15 protein-coding genes are annotated in these 16,760 nt (G+C 71.5%); 14 read left to right on the plus strand and 1 reads right to left on the minus strand.

Going from position 1 to position 16,760, the window contains the following annotated elements:
- Nucleotide 1: 1 nt before the first annotated feature.
- The 11 genes from carB (at nucleotide 2) to VG899_07070 (ending at nucleotide 12,694) form a co-directional block, all read left to right on the plus strand.
- Nucleotides 2-3,313: a carbamoyl-phosphate synthase large subunit gene (carB, locus tag VG899_07020; protein ID HWA66103.1), complete on the plus strand. Its 3,312-nt coding sequence runs from the start codon at nucleotides 2-4 to the stop codon at nucleotides 3,311-3,313.
- Nucleotides 3,313-4,167 (plus strand): dihydroorotate dehydrogenase electron transfer subunit, encoded by an 855-nt coding sequence (locus VG899_07025; GenBank protein HWA66104.1) that lies wholly within the window; start codon nucleotides 3,313-3,315, stop codon nucleotides 4,165-4,167. The genes carB and VG899_07025 overlap by 1 nt, the downstream gene beginning before the upstream one ends.
- A gap of 46 nt (nucleotides 4,168-4,213) precedes the next feature.
- Nucleotides 4,214-5,317 (plus strand): dihydroorotate dehydrogenase, encoded by a 1,104-nt coding sequence (locus VG899_07030; GenBank protein ID HWA66105.1) that lies wholly within the window; start codon nucleotides 4,214-4,216, stop codon nucleotides 5,315-5,317.
- On the plus strand, nucleotides 5,314-6,009 hold the full coding sequence (gene pyrF, locus VG899_07035; protein ID HWA66106.1) for an orotidine-5'-phosphate decarboxylase: 696 nt from the start codon (nucleotides 5,314-5,316) through the stop codon (nucleotides 6,007-6,009). The genes VG899_07030 and pyrF overlap by 4 nt, the downstream gene beginning before the upstream one ends.
- A 120-nt stretch (nucleotides 6,010-6,129) precedes the next feature.
- On the plus strand, nucleotides 6,130-6,444 hold the full coding sequence (gene mihF, locus VG899_07040) for an integration host factor, actinobacterial type (GenBank protein HWA66107.1): 315 nt from the start codon (nucleotides 6,130-6,132) through the stop codon (nucleotides 6,442-6,444).
- Nucleotides 6,428-6,994, plus strand: coding sequence for a guanylate kinase (gene gmk, locus VG899_07045; GenBank protein HWA66108.1), 567 nt, complete (start codon nucleotides 6,428-6,430; stop codon nucleotides 6,992-6,994). The genes mihF and gmk overlap by 17 nt, the downstream gene beginning before the upstream one ends.
- Nucleotides 6,995-7,112: 118 nt before the next feature.
- Nucleotides 7,113-7,382 (plus strand): DNA-directed RNA polymerase subunit omega, encoded by a 270-nt coding sequence (rpoZ, locus tag VG899_07050; GenBank protein HWA66109.1) that lies wholly within the window; start codon nucleotides 7,113-7,115, stop codon nucleotides 7,380-7,382.
- A 6-nt stretch (nucleotides 7,383-7,388) separates the two neighbouring features.
- Nucleotides 7,389-8,600, plus strand: a complete 1,212-nt coding sequence (gene coaBC, locus VG899_07055; protein HWA66110.1) for a bifunctional phosphopantothenoylcysteine decarboxylase/phosphopantothenate--cysteine ligase CoaBC — start codon at nucleotides 7,389-7,391, stop codon at nucleotides 8,598-8,600.
- A 2-nt stretch (nucleotides 8,601-8,602) separates the two neighbouring features.
- Nucleotides 8,603-9,187 carry a GNAT family protein gene (locus VG899_07060; protein ID HWA66111.1) on the plus strand — a complete coding sequence of 195 codons (585 nt, stop codon included), beginning with the start codon at nucleotides 8,603-8,605 and terminating at the stop codon, nucleotides 9,185-9,187.
- A 60-nt stretch (nucleotides 9,188-9,247) separates the two neighbouring features.
- On the plus strand, nucleotides 9,248-10,441 hold the full coding sequence (metK, locus tag VG899_07065) for a methionine adenosyltransferase (protein HWA66112.1): 1,194 nt from the start codon (nucleotides 9,248-9,250) through the stop codon (nucleotides 10,439-10,441).
- 258 nt (nucleotides 10,442-10,699) lie between these two features.
- A complete protein-coding gene (locus VG899_07070) occupies nucleotides 10,700-12,694 on the plus strand; it encodes a primosomal protein N' (protein HWA66113.1) in 1,995 nt (664 codons plus the stop codon).
- Here VG899_07070 and VG899_07075 read toward each other — a convergent pair.
- Entirely contained in the window at nucleotides 12,691-13,779 is a 1,089-nt protein-coding gene (locus VG899_07075; GenBank protein ID HWA66114.1) for a hypothetical protein, read from the minus strand. The genes VG899_07070 and VG899_07075 overlap by 4 nt on opposite strands.
- A gap of 88 nt (nucleotides 13,780-13,867) precedes the next feature.
- Here VG899_07075 and def point away from each other — a divergent pair, with 88 nt between their 5' ends.
- Genes def through VG899_07090 form a run of 3 tightly spaced genes read left to right on the plus strand, consistent with a single transcriptional unit; the run spans nucleotide 13,868 to nucleotide 16,743 of the window.
- Entirely contained in the window at nucleotides 13,868-14,419 is a 552-nt protein-coding gene (def, locus tag VG899_07080) for a peptide deformylase (GenBank protein HWA66115.1), read from the plus strand.
- Between the two features lie 13 nt (nucleotides 14,420-14,432).
- The gene (gene fmt, locus VG899_07085; GenBank protein HWA66116.1) at nucleotides 14,433-15,371 is read left to right on the plus strand and encodes a methionyl-tRNA formyltransferase; all 939 of its coding nucleotides are present in this window, start codon (nucleotides 14,433-14,435) and stop codon (nucleotides 15,369-15,371) included.
- 40 nt (nucleotides 15,372-15,411) lie between these two features.
- Nucleotides 15,412-16,743, plus strand: coding sequence for a transcription antitermination factor NusB (locus tag VG899_07090; protein ID HWA66117.1), 1,332 nt, complete (start codon nucleotides 15,412-15,414; stop codon nucleotides 16,741-16,743).
- The last annotated feature ends 17 nt before the right edge of the window (nucleotides 16,744-16,760 follow it).

The raw sequence follows: 16,760 nt of genomic DNA on the forward strand, positions 1-16,760 counted from the left end.
CATGCCCAAGCGCACCGACATCAGCAGCGTCCTGGTCATCGGGTCCGGCCCGATCGTCATCGGGCAGGCCTGCGAGTTCGACTACTCCGGCACGCAGGCGCTGCGCGTGCTGCGCGACGAGGGGCTGCGGGTGAGCCTGGTCAACTCCAACCCGGCAACGATCATGACCGATCCGGAGTTCGCCGACGCGACCTACATCGAGCCGATCACTCCGGAGTACGTCGAGAAGGTCATCGCGATCGAGCGGCCCGACGGGCTGCTCGCCACGCTCGGCGGCCAGACCGCACTCAACACCGCGATCGCGTTGCACGACCGCGGTGTGCTCGACAAGTACGGCGTCGAGCTGCTCGGCGCGTCGGTCGAGGCGATCCACGCCGGTGAGGATCGCCAGAAGTTCAAAGGCGTCTGCGACGCGATCGGCGCCGACTACGCCCGCAGCACACTCGTGCGCACCGTCGAGGAGGCGGTCGCGGTGGCGGCGGAGCTCGGCTACCCGCTCGTGCTGCGGCCGTCGTTCACCCTCGGCGGCGGCGGATCCGGCTTCGCCCACGACGAAGCCGAGCTGCGCACGATGATCGCGGCGGGACTCGCCGCCAGCCCGGTGCACGAGGTGCTCGTCGAAGAGAGCGTGCTCGGCTGGAAGGAGTACGAGCTCGAGGTGATGCGCGACCGCAAGGACAACTGCGTGGTCGTCTGCTCCATCGAGAACCTCGACCCGATGGGCGTGCACACCGGCGACAGCATCACGGTGGCACCGGCGATGACTCTCACCGACCGCGAGTACCAGAAGATGCGCGACATGGCCTTCGCGGTCATCCGCCAGGTCGGCGTGGAGACCGGTGGCTCGAACATCCAGTTCGCGGTCGACCCCGAGACCGGTCGGCAGGTCGTCATCGAGATGAACCCGCGGGTGTCGCGGTCGAGCGCGCTCGCGTCCAAGGCGACCGGCTTCCCGATCGCGAAGATCGCCGCGAAGCTCGCCCTCGGCTACACCCTCGACGAGATCCCCAACGACATCACCCGCGAGACGCCGGCCAGCTTCGAGCCCAGCCTCGACTACGTCGTGGTCAAGATCCCGCGCTTCGCCTTCGAGAAGTTCCCGGGGGCGGACACGACCCTGACCACTCACATGAAGAGCGTCGGTGAGGTCATGGCGTTGGGCCGCAGCTTCACCGAGGCGCTGCAGAAGGCAACGCGGTCGCTGGAGGCCAAGGGCGCCGAGCTGGACTTCGCCTCTGCTCCGGGCGACGTCGAGGACTGGATTGCCAAGGCGCGGCGGCCGCACGACCGCCGGCTGCAGGCCGTCGTACAGGCGATGCGGGCAGGCGCAGACATCGACCGGCTGCACGACGAGACCGGCATCGACCCGTGGTTCCTCGACCAGCTCGCGCTGCTCGGCGAAGTCGCCGCCGACCTCGCCGCGGCGACGACTCTCGACGCCGACGCGCTACGGGCCGCCAAGCAGCACGGCTTCTCCGATGCGCAGATCGCCGCGATTCGCGGGCTGACCGAGACCGAGGTGCGCGCCCTCCGCCACGAGCTCGGCGTCCGGCCGGTCTACAAGACCGTCGACACCTGCGCCGCGGAGTTCGCGGCGAAGACGCCGTACCACTACTCGTCCTACGACGAGGAGGACGAGATCGGTCCGGGTGAGCGACCGAAGGTCCTCATCCTCGGCAGCGGCCCCAACCGCATCGGGCAGGGCGTGGAGTTCGACTACTCCTGCGTCCATGCCTGTTACGCGTTGCACGACGCCGGCTTCGAGACGGTCATGGTCAACTGCAACCCCGAGACGGTCTCGACCGACTACGACACCTCCGACCGGCTCTACTTCGAGCCGCTCACCTGCGAGGACGTGCTGGAGGTCGTCGACGCCGAACGCCGCAGCGGCGAGGTCGTCGGGGTCGTCGTCCAGCTCGGGGGGCAGACGCCGCTCGGGCTCGCGCAACGGCTCAAGGACGCCGGAGTCCCCATCGTCGGTACGCCGCCGGAGGCCATCCATCTCGCGGAGGAGCGCGGCGCGTTCGGTCGGGTGCTAGCGGCTGCCGGCCTCGCCGCGCCCAAACACGGCACGGCGCGCTCGTACGACGAGGCCGTGGAGATCGCTCACGAGATCGGCTATCCGGTGCTCGTGCGCCCGTCGTACGTGCTGGGTGGTCGCGGCATGGAGATCGTCTACGACGACCCCACCCTGCGCGACTACATCGACCGGGCGACCGAGGTCAGTCCCGAACATCCGGTGCTCGTCGATCGCTTCCTCGACGACGCGATCGAGGTGGACGTGGACGCCCTCTACGACGGCGAGGAGCTGTTCCTCGGCGGGGTGATGGAGCACATCGAGGAGGCCGGCATCCATTCCGGTGACTCGGCGTGCGCGCTTCCGCCGATCACCCTCGGCCGCGCCGACATCGCCCGGATCCGCGACGCCACCGAGGCGATCGCGAAGGGCGTCGGGGTACGCGGGCTGCTCAACGTCCAGTTCGCGATCGCCGGCGACGTGCTCTACGTCCTCGAGGCGAACCCGCGAGCCAGCCGGACCGCCCCGTTCGTCTCGAAGGCGACCGCCGTACCACTGGCCAAGGCGGCCGCCCGGGTCATGCTCGGCACCTCGATCGCCGAGCTGCGCCGGGAAGGGATGCTTCCGGCGGGCGACGGCGCCGACCTGCCGTTCGACGCGGCGATCTGCGTCAAGGAGGCAGTGCTCCCGTGGTCACGGTTCGCCGGCGTCGACACCGTGCTCGGGCCGGAGATGAAGTCGACGGGCGAGGTCATGGGGGTCGACGCCACCTTCGGCACTGCCTTCGCCAAGTCGCAGGAGGCGGCCTACGGCGCGCTGCCGACCAAGGGCCGGGTGTTCGTCTCGGTCGCCAACCGCGACAAGCGCCACCTCATCTTCCCGGTCAAGCGGCTCGCCGATCTCGGCTTCGAGGTGCTCGCCACCGAGGGCACCGCGGAGGTGTTGCAACGCAACGGTGTGCCTTCCACCGTCGTACGGAAGAACTCCGACGGCCGCGGTCCCGACGGCGAGCCGACGATCGTCGACCGGATCGCCGCGGGTGAGGTCGACCTGATCGTCAACACGCCGTTCGGGAACTCCGGGCCCCGGCTGGACGGCTACGAGATTCGTACCGCGGCGGTGATGCGAGGCGTGCCCTGCCTGACGACGGTGCAGGCGCTCGCCGCCGCCGTACAAGGCATCGAGGCGTTGCGTGGCGGCGAGATCGGTGTCGCGCCGCTGCAACGCCACCACGTGCTGATCCAGACCGCTCGCTACGGTGGCGGGAGCACCGAGCGCGAGGGAGGGTCCGCCTGATGGGAATCCAGGTCAAAGGCGAGGTCCTCAACGTCAAGCCGGTCGGCGAGTACTACTCGATGACCGTGGTCGCTCCCGGGATCGCCGAGCTGACCCGGCCGGGTCAGTTCGTCGCGGTTGCGGTCGGTGGTGACGGCGGCGGGATGCTGTTGCGCCGCGCGTTCTCGATCTACTCGGTGCGCGAGACCGGGGTGTACGGCGGAACGGTCGAGTTCATCTTCTCGGTCGCGGGTCGCGGCACAGCGTGGCTTGCGGCGCAGCGCCCGTACGACCCGATCGACATCGTCGGGCCGCTCGGCCGACCGTTCGCGCTCCCGCGGGAGCCGGCGAACTGCGTCGTCGTGGGTGGCGGCTACGGCGCTGCTCCGCTGTTCATGCTGTCCGACGCGCTGCGCACCCGCGGTTGTCGCATCGACGCGGTGCTCGGTGCCTCGACCGGGGACCGGCTCTTCGGTGCCCTCGACGCGAAGCGCATGGCCGCCAGCGTCGCCTTCACCACCGACGACGGCACGTACGGCGAGAAAGGCCGGGTGTCCGACGTACTGCCCGAAGTGATCGATCGGGTGAAGGCCGACGTGATCTACGCCTGCGGGCCGATGGCGATGCTGCAGGCGGTCCAGGCGGTCGCGAGTGCGGCCTACGACGGCGCCGGCATCCCGACGCAGCTGTCGGTGGAGGAGTCGATGGCATGTGGCATCGGCGTCTGCATGACATGTGTGCTGCCGATCATCGGCAACGACGGCCAGACCCGGATGTCGCGATCGTGTGCCGACGGGCCGGTGTTCCCCGGCGACCGGATCCGTTGGGACGCCTTGGGAACCGTTCCCGACGACGCGGTCGGAGCCACGCAGTGACCGCGGCAGGGAAGCGCGCAGCGATGGTCGAGGCGGAGGTCGTGACGTGACGGTGACACTCAAGCGGCAGGTCGAGCCGATCCGTCACTTCAACGTCGACATGACGACGAAGCTCGGCTCACTGACCGTCGCCGACCCGGTGTTCACCGCCTCGGGGTGCGCCGCCGCCGGACAGGAGGTGGCGCAGTACAACGACCTCACTGCGATCGGTGGCGTCGTCACGAAGTCGATCCAGCTCACGGCGCGGGCGGGCCGGGCGACCCCTCGGATGGCGGAGACGCCGAGCGGGATGCTCAACTCGATCGGCCTACAGGGGCCGGGCATCGACGTCTTCATCAACCGCGACCTCGCCTGGCTCGAGGAGCACGGCGTCACCACGGTCGCCTCGATCGCCGGTCACACCGTCGAGGAGTACGGCAAGCTCGCCGGCAAGCTGCGCGGGAAGCCGGTCGGCATGATCGAGGTCAACATCAGCTGCCCGAACGTCGAGGACCGCGGTCAGGTGTTCGCGTGCGACCGCAGCGCCGCGGCGTCGGTGATCCAAGCGGTACGCCGGGCGGCTCCGCCCAGCCTGCCGATCTTCGCCAAGCTGTCGCCGGACGTCACTGACATCGTCGAGATCGCCAAGGCCTGCGTCGACGCCGGCGCCAACGGACTGAGCCTGATCAACACGACACTCGGGATGGTGATCGACACCGTCACGATGCGGCCGCTGTTGGCCGGTGTCACCGGCGGCCTGTCGGGTCCCGCGATACGCCCCTTGGCGCTTCGCTGCGTCTGGCAGGTCCATCAGGCGATGCCCGACGTACCGCTGTTCGGCATCGGCGGGATCCGCACCGGCAACGACGCCTTGGAGTTCGTCCTCGCCGGTGCCAGCGCCATACAGGTCGGGACGGTGATCTTCCACGACCCGGGTGCACCTGCCCGCATCTCCCGCGAGCTGCGCGAGGCGCTCGCAGCGCGTGGCATCGACCGGCTCGAGCAGGCCATCGGGTTGGCGCACCGCGCCCCCGAGCTGATCGTGCCGGAGCTGCCGGACCCGCCCGGCGACGGCGAGCAGATCACGGACGGGACGAGCGAGGCGGACGGCATCGAGGCCGAAGAGGACGACCCGTTGGCCGACGACTGGTGGGAGGACCAGGACGCGTGAGGGATCAGAGAGCTCCGATTGCAGTCGCCCTCGATACGGGCGACCTGGCGACCGCGGTGCGCTGGGCGCAGTCCGTGGCGCCGTACGTCAGCACGGTCAAGGTCGGCCTCGAGCTGTTCTGCGCGGAGGGCCCGGGCGCGGTCGAGAAGATCCGGGCGGCGGCAGAGGTCGAGATCTTTCTCGACCTCAAGCTGCACGACATCCCCGCGACGGTCCGTGGCGCTGCCGGATCCGTGGCGTCGCTGGCCCCTGACTATCTGACGGTCCACGCCTCGGGCGGTCCTGCCGTGATCGCCGCTGCCGCCGAGGCGCTGCCCGAGACGAGAGTGACCGCGATCACCATCTTGACCTCTCTGACGGCCGACGACTTGGACCTCCTCGGCATCGCCGGGCCGCCGGCCGACGCCGTCGTACGACTCGCGCAAATCGCGGTCGACGCGGGAGCGCGGGCGTTGGTCTGCTCGCCGCAGGAGGTCGCCCTCGTGCGTGCTGCGGTCGGGGACGGCGTACGCCTGATCACCCCGGGGGTCCGGCCGGCCGGGACCGACACCCATGACCAGGCGCGGGTCGCGACTCCCGAACAGGCACTCGCCGACGGGGCCGATTTGGTGGTCGTGGGCAGGCCGATCACCGGTGCCGATGATCCGGGTGAGGCGGCTGGTTCGATCGCGGCGGCACTGTCGCGTCAGTGAGGGCCGCGGCCAGTTGCGCGACCTGTGTCAGCCTCGCTAGGTTCGCCGCCGCTAGCGATATGAGGCAGCGAGCGCGGCGCCGCGCCGGACCTCACCGATGTGACCTCGAGGTGGCACTCCTTGGCACTCCCGCCGTTGACTCCGCAGCAGCGGGCCGCCGCGCTCGAGAAGGCGGCTGCTGCTCGTCGGACGCGGGCCGACCTCAGAGAGCGTTTGAAGCAGTCGACGGTGTCGCTCGCGGAGGTGTTCGCCGAAGGCGAGCGCGACGAGGCGATCGGGAAGATGCGCGTCAGCGCGGTCCTCGAGTCGATGCCCGGCGTCGGCAAGATCCGAGCCCAGCGGATCATGGAACGGCTCTCGATCTCCGCGAGCCGGCGGGTGCGGGGGCTGGGGGCGCACCAGCGGACGGCCCTCGTACGTGAGTTCTCCGACTAGCCGCCTGACCGTCCTGTCGGGGCCCGCCGGGGTCGGCAAGAGCTCGGTCGGCGCTGCCTTGCGGGAGCTCGCGCCGCAGGTCTGGCACTCGGTCAGCGCAACGACCCGGCGGCAACGGCCCGGCGAGGTCGACGGGGAGTCGTACTTCTTCCTCAGCGCCGACGAGTTCGAGGAGATGTCCAAGAACGGCGAGCTGCTCGAGCAGGCCGTTTACGCCGGCAACCGCTACGGCACGCCGCGCGGACCGGTCCGGGAACGGCTGGCCGCCGGGATCCCGGTCCTGCTCGAGATCGAGCTGCAGGGCGCACGTCAGATCCGGGCGATCGATCCCGATGCGCTGCTGGTCTTCCTCGCGCCGCCGTCGTGGGAGGAGCTCGAGCGGCGGCTGCGCGGACGGGGCACGGAGGACGCCGAGGTGATCGAGCGCCGGCTGGCCCAGGCCAAGGTCGAGCTCGCCGCCGAAGGCGAGTTCGACGAGGTCATCGTCAACACCTCGATCCCCGAAGCCGCCGCAGCACTGGCCGCCCTCATCTCGGCCAACCCCCGGTGATCTTGACGTTTTCGGCCTGATGGCGCCCCCATGAGGCCGAAAACGTCAAGATCACCGAGGGAAGGCGGGGCTCCTGTAGGCTTGACGGGCACTTCCGCGACCGAGATGAGGCATTGCGTTGGCCGGCACCGCTGCTCGCCCCGAGGGCATCACCAATCCGCCCATTGACGAGCTGCTCGACAAGGTCGAGAGCAAGTATGCCCTCGTCATCTACGCCGCCAAGCGCGCGCGACAGATCAACGCCTACTACTCCCAGCTCGGCGAGGGCCTGCTGGAGTACGTCGGTCCGCTGGTTCCGGCGCACGTGCAGGAGAAGCCGCTGTCGGTGGCGCTGCGCGAGGCGAACCAGGACCTGCTGACCTTCGAGCAGGTCGAAGTCACCGCGTAACGGCTCATGTCGACCGAGCGCAGGCGCGTCGTCCTCGGCGTCTGCGGAGGCATTGCTGCCTACAAGGCATGTGAGCTGCTGCGTCGCTTCACCGAGTCCGGGTACGACGTGCGCGTCGTGCCCACGGCCGCCGCGCTGAAGTTCGTCGGCGAGACCACCTGGGCGGCGCTGTCCGGCAACCCGATCTCGACCGAGGTGTGGACCGAGGCGCATCGCGTCCCGCACGTGACGCTCGGCCGGCAGGCCGACCTGGTCGTCGTCGCGCCCGCGACGGCGGACTTTCTCGCCCGGCTCGTCATCGGTCGCTCCGACGACCTGCTCACCGCCACGCTGCTGACGGCTCGCTGCCCGGTCATCGTTGCCCCGGCGATGCACACCGAGATGTGGCAGCACCCGGCGACCGAAGCGAACGTCGCGACGTTGCGGGCCCGCGGCGTGATCGTGCTCGACCCCGCAGTCGGCCGGCTCACCGGCGCCGACACCGGCATCGGGCGACTGCCGGACCCGGAGGAGATCTTCCGCGTCGCGCGGACCGTGCTCGAGCGTGGCGTGGCCTCGCTCGCGCATGACCTGACGTCCCGGCACGTGCTGGTGACCGCGGGCGGGACCCGGGAGCCACTCGACCCGGTGCGCTTCCTCGGCAACCGGTCGAGTGGCCGTCAGGGGTACGCGATCGCCCGGGCCGCGCTTGCCCGCGGCGCCGAGGTCACGCTGGTCACCGCCAACTCGTCGCTGGCCGATCCGGCAGGTGCGAAGGTGGTGCGCGTCGGCACCGCCGAGGACATGCGGATCGCGGTGGAGGAGCTTGCCGGTAGCGCAGACGCCATCGTGATGGCGGCGGCTGTCGCCGACTTCCGGCCCGCGGTCCGAGCCGGCAGCAAGATCAAGAAGGGCGCGGTCGACCCCGACCCGATCGAGCTCGTCCGCAACGTCGACATCCTCGCCGACATCTCGCGGACCCGCCGGCGCAGCGGTCAAATCATCGTCGGGTTCGCCGCCGAGACCGACAACGTGATCGCCAACGGCCGGGCAAAGCTCGAGGCGAAGGGCTGCGATCTGATCGTCGTCAACGAGGTCGGCGAGCACCGCACGTTCGAGTCCGAGCACAACGCGGCAACGATCCTCGGCGCCGACGGCAGCGAGACTGTGGTCGAACACGGCAGCAAGGAAGCTCTCGGCCACGCGATCTTGGACCTCGTCGCCGCACGCCTCGGCTGAAGTTGTTCCCGCTCGACCTCGGAGGGGGCCTGGTCCTCCACCCGGCCCGCACGGCCGATGCCGACGAGCTGTTCTCGCTCGTCGATGCCGACCGGCAACGGCTGCGCGAATGGTTGCCGTGGGTCGACGGCACCGCCACCGCGGACACGGTGCGTACCTTTCTCGCGGGTGTCGAAGCCTCCTCCGAACGTCGCAACGGGATCCACACCGTGGTTCGCCTCGACGGGCGAGCAGCTGGGGTCGCCGACCTGACCTTCGACGGCCTCGACAACGGTCACGTCGGCTACTGGCTCGCGGCGAGGGCACTCGGCCGAGGGGTGATGACCCGCGTGGTCGCCGAGCTGATCGACCTCGGGTTCGGCGTGGCCGAGCTGCATCGCATCGAGCTGCAGGCGCCGACCGGCAACCACCGCAGCCGTGCCGTCGCCGAGCGGCTCGGGATGACCTTCGAGGGGGTACGCCGGCAGGCCGAACGGCTGCCGAGCGGGTTCGTCGACCTGGCCGTGTACTCGGTGCTCGCGTCCGAGTGGGCGGGCGCCAGCACCGTCCTCGCCGCGTATGGAACCGGTGAGCGCCGGAATCGGTAGACTCCCCGCGGGCCGGCGTCGCTGCGCCCGCCTTCCCAGTGGGACCGATAGGAGCCGTACGTGTCTCGCCGCCTGTTCACCTCTGAGTCCGTCACCGAGGGTCACCCGGACAAGATCGCCGACCAGATCAGCGACGCCATCCTCGACGCGATGATCAAGGAAGACCCCACGAGCCGGGTGGCGGTCGAGACGCTGATCACGACAGGACAGGTCCATGTCGCCGGCGAGGTTCGCACCGAGACCTACGTCGACATCGCGAGCATCGTCCGCGAGAAGGTGCTCGACATCGGTTATGACTCCTCGCGCAAGGGCTTCGACGGCAACTCGTGCGGCGTCAGCGTGTCCATCGGCTCGCAGTCGCCGGACATCGCGCAGGGCGTCGACGACGCGTTCGAGCACCGGGCCGAGGGCGACGACGACCCGCTCGACCGGCAGGGCGCGGGCGACCAGGGCCTGATGTTCGGCTTCGCGTGCACCGAGACCCCCGAGCTGATGCCGCTGCCGATCGCGCTGGCCCACCGGCTCGCTCGCCGGCTGTCGGCGGTGCGCAAGAGCGGTACGGTGCCCTACCTGCGCCCGGACGGCAAGACGCAGGTGACGATCGAGTACGCCGACAACAAGCCGGTGCGCCTCGACACCGTGGTCGTGTCGAGCCAGCACGCGGCGGACATCGACATCGACACGTTGCTCGCTCCCGACGTCCGCGAACACGTCGTCGATCCCGAGCTGAAAGACCTCGGCATCGACACCGACGGATACCGGCTGCTCGTCAACCCGACCGGGCGCTTCGAGGTGGGCGGCCCAATGGGCGACGCCGGCCTCACCGGCCGCAAGATCATCGTCGACACCTACGGCGGGATGGCACGCCACGGCGGCGGCGCCTTCTCCGGCAAGGACCCCTCGAAGGTCGACCGCTCCGCGGCGTACGCGATGCGCTGGGTCGCCAAGAACGTCGTCGCCGCCGGCTTGGCGCAGCGATGCGAGGCGCAGGTCGCCTACGCGATCGGCAAGGCACGGCCGGTCGGCATGTTCATCGACACCTTCGGCACCGGGGTCGTGGACGACGACAAGATCCAGGAAGCGATCCTCGAGGTCTTCGACCTGCGTCCGGCCGCGATCATCCGGGACCTCGACCTGCTGCGACCGATCTACTCGCAGACCGCGGCGTACGGCCACTTCGGCCGGCCCGAGCTCGACTTCACCTGGGAGTCGACTTCGCGAGTCGACGCGCTCAAGGCCGCCGCCGGCAAGTAAGGCGCCGCCGGCTGGTCGCGGGCGGCAGGCGACATCCAGTCGCGACTGTCGCGCACACTCTGGGTGCGCTCCTTTGGGTCGCTCCTCGGACGGCCACCCGCCACCCGCCGATCTTCCTGTCGTTGCGTCTTAGCTTTTGATCTTGATCGAGCGGCGGCCTTTCGGCGCGTGCTTGGGTCGCTCGTCGACGTGCCTTGGGGTGGTGGGGTTGTTGGCTGTCGGGCTTTGCAACAGTTTGTGCTGGTAGACAGTCGAGGCGTGAGCCCCGCGAAGGCAGCCAAGCCGGCGAAGCCCGCGAAGGCAGGGGTCCAGCGGCGGGCCGAACGTTTGCCGATCGCTCGGGTGTCCGTCGACGTCTCGCTGGCGCACCTGGATCGGCCCTTCGACTATCTGGTGAGCGAGGAGCAGGATCGCGCCGCCCAGCCCGGCGTGCGGGTGCGGGTGCGGTTCGCCGGTGCGCTGGTGGGCGGCTTCGTGCTCGAGCGAGCCGCCGAGAGCGAGCACGAAGGGCGGCTGTCCTTTCTCGAGCGAGTACTCGGATCCGAACCCGTGCTGCGGCCGGAGATCATCGAGATCGCGCGCGAGGTGGCCGACCGGCAGGCGGGAGTGTTCGCCGACGTCACCCGGCTCGCTGTGCCGCCCCGGCACGCCGCCGTCGAGCGAACGAAGCGCAAACCGGCGGACGCCCCGGTTTCGGCCCCCGAGCCTCGGGCGCTGGGCCGGTACGCCGGCGGCGCGGAGCTCCTCCACGAGCTCGCCACCGGCACCGCCCGCCGGGTCTGGACGGTGCTCCCGGGCGACTGGCCGGGGGAGATCGCGGCCGCGGTCGGGGCGGTGGTGGCGGCCGGGCGCGGCGCCGTCGTCGTCGTACCGGACGCCCGCGACGTCGACCGGGTCGACCGGGCCCTGCAGGCCTGCCTCGGGGACGGGCACCACGTCGCGCTGACGGCTGACCTCGGGCCGTCGGAGCGCTACGAGCGGTTCCTCGCGGTGTCCCGAGGCGCGGTGCGGGCCGTGGTGGGCACCCGGGCTGCGGTGTGGGCGCCGGTGCACGACCTGGGGTTGATGGTCGTCTGGGACGACGGGGACGACCTGCTCGCCGAGCCGCGATCGCCGTACTGCCACGCCCGCGAGGTCGCGCTGCTGCGGGCCCATCGAGCGGGTGCGTCGCTGTTGCTCGCGGGCCACGCCGTCACCGCCGAGGGCGCTCAGCTGCTGGCAACCGGTTGGGCCAGCGAGCTCGGCCCGAGCGCCCCCGCCAGGACCACCGACCTGCCCGCGGTCCGCGCCTCCGGCGGCGACGAGGAGCTCGCCACCGACGAAGCCGCACGGGCGGCCCGGTTGCCGACGCTCGCCTGGCGTACCGCGAAGGAGGCGCTGGCCAACGGTCCGGTGCTGTTCCAGGTGCCGCGGCAGGGCTACCTGCCGGCGCTGGGCTGCGCGCAGTGCCGTCGTACGGCGCAGTGCAAGCACTGTGCCGGGCCACTCGCCGGAGTGGGGGAGGACGCACCGCCGATCTGCCGGTGGTGCGGCGTGGTCGCCACCGCGTGGCGCTGCCCGCACTGCGCCTCGCTGAAGCTGCGCGCGGTGGTGGTCGGCGCCCGGCGTACCGCAGAGGAGCTCGGCCGGGTCTTCCCGGGCTTCGCGGTGCGCACCTCCGGGGGCAGCAAGGTGCTGGCGACGGTCAAGGGTGACCCGGCGATCGTGGTCGCCACTCCGGGCGCGGAGCCGGTGGCCGCCGGCGGGTACGCCGCAGCGATCCTGCTCGACGGCTGGCTGGCGCTGTCCCGGCCGGATCTGCGGGCAAGCGAGGAGGCGCTGCGGCGCTGGCTCAACGCCGCGAGCCTGGTCCGAGGCGCGGCAGCGGGTGGGCGCGTCGTCGTCGTCGCGCCCGGTGAGCTGCGGCCCGTGCAGGCGCTGATGCGCTGGCAGCCGCGCTGGCACGCCGAACGGGAGCTCGAGGACCGTCGAGCGCTGCACCTGCCGCCGGCGGGCCGGATGGCCGCGCTGACCGGCGATGCCGGCGCCATCAGGGATCTGCTCGACTCCGCCTCGCTACCACCGGCCGCCGAACTCCTCGGCCCGGTGCCGGTCGACAGCGCAGAGCCTGACGCCGAGCGGGTGCTCGTCCGCGTGCCTCGCGTCCGCGCACTGGAGCTCGCCACCAGCCTCAAAGCGGCGCAGGCCGTTCGCAGCGCCAAGAAGGCGGACGGTTCGGTCCGGGTCGAGATGGACCCGATGGTTCTGGGCTAGTCGCGGAGGTAGTGGTCCCACCCGGGCGGGACGATGTGCCGCAGCGCTCGGGTGAGGGCGGGGGTGACCTCGCGGGGCGCGCGGCCCGGCGCCGACACGGTGTGACAGCCGCTCAGCTCGACGTTGGCGTACTGCTGCACGCCGCTGTTGTAGCCGAGATAGATCCGCACCGCAGACCCGTCATCGCGCGGGCAGAAGATGCCGCGCGGCATCGGCGGAGCGTGCTCGATGGCTGCCGCGATCGCGTCCGCGTACGAGGCAGTGTCCATCTTGCGGACGGCGACGCAGTGACCGGTGTTCTCGCTGGGCAGCCACACCGACACCACGCGCCGGGCGTTGCGGTACACCCAGACCAGGCCTTTGGACGTGTCGACGTTCCCGCCAGGAGCGGGGGATTCGACGGTGCAGACGCCCTTGTGCTCCTTGGTCAGCGGCGCGTTGGCGGGAGCGACTTCGTTGACGGGCGTGCCGTGGCGCCGGACGCCCGCCGTTGCGAAGTGCGCGGTTGGGGCGCCGCCGCCGAGGTAGGTCCGCCACGCCGGGGGCGCCGCCGGCAGCAGCGTCTTCTCGAACCGCGTCGTGTTGCCCCAGCGGGCGGCGCGGTCGGGGGCAGAGATCGGCCGGCACCCGTCGAGGGCGGCCTCGGCGTACTCCGTGCTGCCGTTGGCGTAGCCGAAGTACAGCCGCACCGTCGTACCGTCGGAGAACGGGCACGGCAGCGGCTCGTCGGGCATCGGCTTGGCCTGCTCGATGGCCCTGGCCACCCGAGCGGCAAGCGCGGCCGAGCTGACGGTACGCCGGGCGACGCAGCGCTTGGCGTTGAGTCCGGGCAGCCACACCGCTGTCAACGAGGTGGGATCGCCATCAACCCACATCAGCTTCTCGTCGCTCGCCGACGGTCCAGCGGCGGTCACTCCCGCGGCCGAGCAGCTGCCGGCTGAGCGCGTAGCCGCCGGCCCGGAGCGCGGCGCGGCGCGGAAGACGGGGGCGCCGTGGCCTTGCGCGGCCTGGGCGGCGACGCCGCTGCCGAGGAGCAGCGCAGCGGCAGCCGCTGCGACACCGGTGATGCGAAGAGATGCAGCCATGCGAGCCATCATGCGGGTTGGACGCGCCAATCGGCGGTATCGGTTCCCTAACATTGATGCGCCTGTCGTCGCGTCGAGGAGTCCACCAGTGCCGGTCCAGCCGATTCGTCTGTTCGGCGACCCGGTGCTGACCACACCGGCCGAGCCGGTCACCGTCTTCGACAAGGAGCTGCGCCAGCTGGTCCGAGACCTCGCCGAGACGATGCTCGACGCGCCGGGAGTTGGTCTCGCGGCGCCCCAGATCGGGGTCGGGCTGCGGGTGTTCACCTACCACGTCGACGACGAACAGGCCGGCCATCTCGTCAACCCGGTCGTGCGGGCGATCGGTGACGAGGAACAGGACGGCGACGAGGGTTGCCTGTCGCTGCCGGGTCTGACGTTCCAGACGGTGCGCAAGCAGCGAGTCGTGGCGACGGGCGTCGACATGCACGGCGAGCCGGTCGTCGTCGAAGGCACCGAGCTGCTGGCGCGCTGCATCCAGCACGAGACCGACCACCTCGACGGGATCCTGTTCATCGACCGGCTGGATCCGGAGCAGCGGAAAGCGGCGATGAAGGCCATCCGGGAAGCCGAGTGGTCCGGCCTGACGCCGCCCGCGGTACGCGAGTCGCCGCACGTCACCGGCGGCTTGCCGGTCTAGCCGGCATCGACCCGTGCGGATCATGTTCGCCGGTACGCCGGAGGCTGCGCTTCCCTCGTTCGAGGCGCTGCTCGCGTCGGACCGCCACGAGGTCATCGCCGCCGTGACCCGGCCGGACGCGCGCGCCGGCCGCGGCCGGCGGGTCGTGGCCAGCCCGGTGAAGGAGCGCGCCCACGAGGCGGGCATCGAGACGCTCACGCCTGACCGCCCGTCCGATCCCGAGTTCCTCGACCGGCTCGCGCAGCTGGCGCCGGACTGTGTCGCGGTCGTCGCCTACGGCGCGCTGGTGCCGCAGGCCGCCCTCGACATCCCGACCCACGGCTGGGTGAACCTGCACTTCTCGCTCCTTCCGGCCTGGCGTGGTGCGGCGCCGGTGCAACACGCGTTGCTGGCCGGCGACGACGTCACGGGCGCGACGACCTTCCAGCTCGAGGCGGGCCTGGACACCGGGCCGGTCTATGGCGCCATGACCGTCAGCGTGCGGCCACGGGAGACCGCGGGCGAGCTGCTGCACCGGCTCGCCGTCGACGGCGCGGTACTGCTCACCGCCACGCTCGACGCGATCGAGGACGGCACCGTGGCCCCGGTGCCGCAGCCGGAGGACGGGGTCTCGCTGGCGCCGAAGCTGACCGCACAGGACGCCCGGGTGAGCTGGGAGCGTCCTGCCATCGTCGTCGATCGCGTCGTGCGCGGGTGCACACCGGAGCCCGGGGCGTGGACGGTCTTCCGGGACCAGCGGCTCGGGCTCGGACCGGTCGAGCCGGTCGAGGCGGTCCGCGACGTGGCGCTCGCTCCCGGAGAGCTCCTCGACCGCGGCCGCGACGGGGTACTCGTCGGCACAGCGACCAATCCGGTCCGGCTCGGCACGGTGCGGCCCGCCGGCAAGCCGGACCGCGAGGCGACCGACTGGGCCCGCGGTGCCAGGCTGCAGCCCGGCGAGCGCGTCACGTGAGAGCGGGCGTCGCGGGCGGCGCGTCCCGGCAGGCCGACGGTTGACGCCGGACCCGGCACGCAGGGTTGCCGCCGACCTGGTGCTCGCGGTGGACGAGGACGGCGCGTACTCCAACCTGGTGCTCCCGCGGATGATTCGGGACCGCCGCCTCGTCCCGCTCGATGCGGCGTTCGCCACCGAGCTCGGGTACGGCACGCTGCGATGGCAGGGCGTGCTCGACGAGGTGATCGGCGCAGCGGCGCGCCGTGACGTGACGACCCTCGACCTGCCGGTGCGCGCCGTGCTGCGCGTCGGGACCTACCAGCTGCTGCACACTCGGGTCCCGCCACACGCGGCGGTGTCGACGACCGTCGACCTGACCAAGGCTCTCGCCGGCCATCGACCGGCCGGGTTGGTCAACGCCGTCCTGCGCAAGGTCAGCCAGCGCGACTGGGCGAGCTGGTCCGCTTCGCTCGCGCCGCCCGATCCGGTCGGCAGGCTCGCCTTCGAACACGGCCACCCCAGGTGGGTGGCCGAGGCGCTGCTCGACGCCCTGGCCGGCGACCTGACCGAGCTCGGCCGGGCGCTGTCGTTCGATCGCCCGACCACCCATCTGCTGGCCCGTCCCGGTGCCATCGCCCGCGATGCGCTGCTCGCCGAGGCCGGCCCGCGTGCCGCGCCGGGCGCATTGTCGCCGTACGCCGTACACCTGCCCGCCGGTGATCCCGGTGCCATCCAGGCGGTTCGCGACGGCCGGGCGCGGGTTCAGGACGAGGGCAGCCAGCTCGTGGCACTGGCGCTCGCCGCCGCGCCGGTCGAGGGGGAGGATCGTCGCTGGCTGGATGCGTGCGCCGGGCCTGGAGGCAAGGCGAGCCTGCTGGCCGGACTGCTGCCGCCCGGTGGCCGTCTGCTGGCCGGTGAGCTGCAGCCGCACCGGGCCGCGCTGGTCACGACCGGGCTGCGCGGCACGCGGGCTGCAGTGGTCGTCGCGGACGCGACCCGGCCGGCGTGGCGCAGCGACTCGTTCGACCGTGTGCTCGCCGACGTGCCCTGCAGTGGCCTCGGGGCGCTGCGGCGCCGACCCGAGGTCAGGTGGCGGCGTACCCCCGCCGATGTCGACCGGCTCGTGCCGCTTCAGCAGACGCTGCTGGACCGGGCGATCGCCTCGGCCCGGCCGGGTGGCATCGTCTGTTACGCGACATGCTCGCCGCATCCGGCCGAGACGACCCAGATCGTCGCGCACCTGCTCGCCGAGCGCCGGGACGTCGAGCAGATCGACGCGCGATCGGCGCTGCCCGGCGTACCCGAGCTCGGTGCCGGCCCGGCGGCCCAGCTGTGGCCGCACCGGCACGGGACCGACGCGATGTTCATCGCGTTGCTGCGCCGCGTGTAGCGCGGTGCCGAAGCGGT

The organism is Mycobacteriales bacterium, assembly GCA_035550055.1.
Lineage (GTDB): Bacteria > Actinomycetota > Actinomycetes > JAFAQI01 > JAFAQI01 > DASZTV01.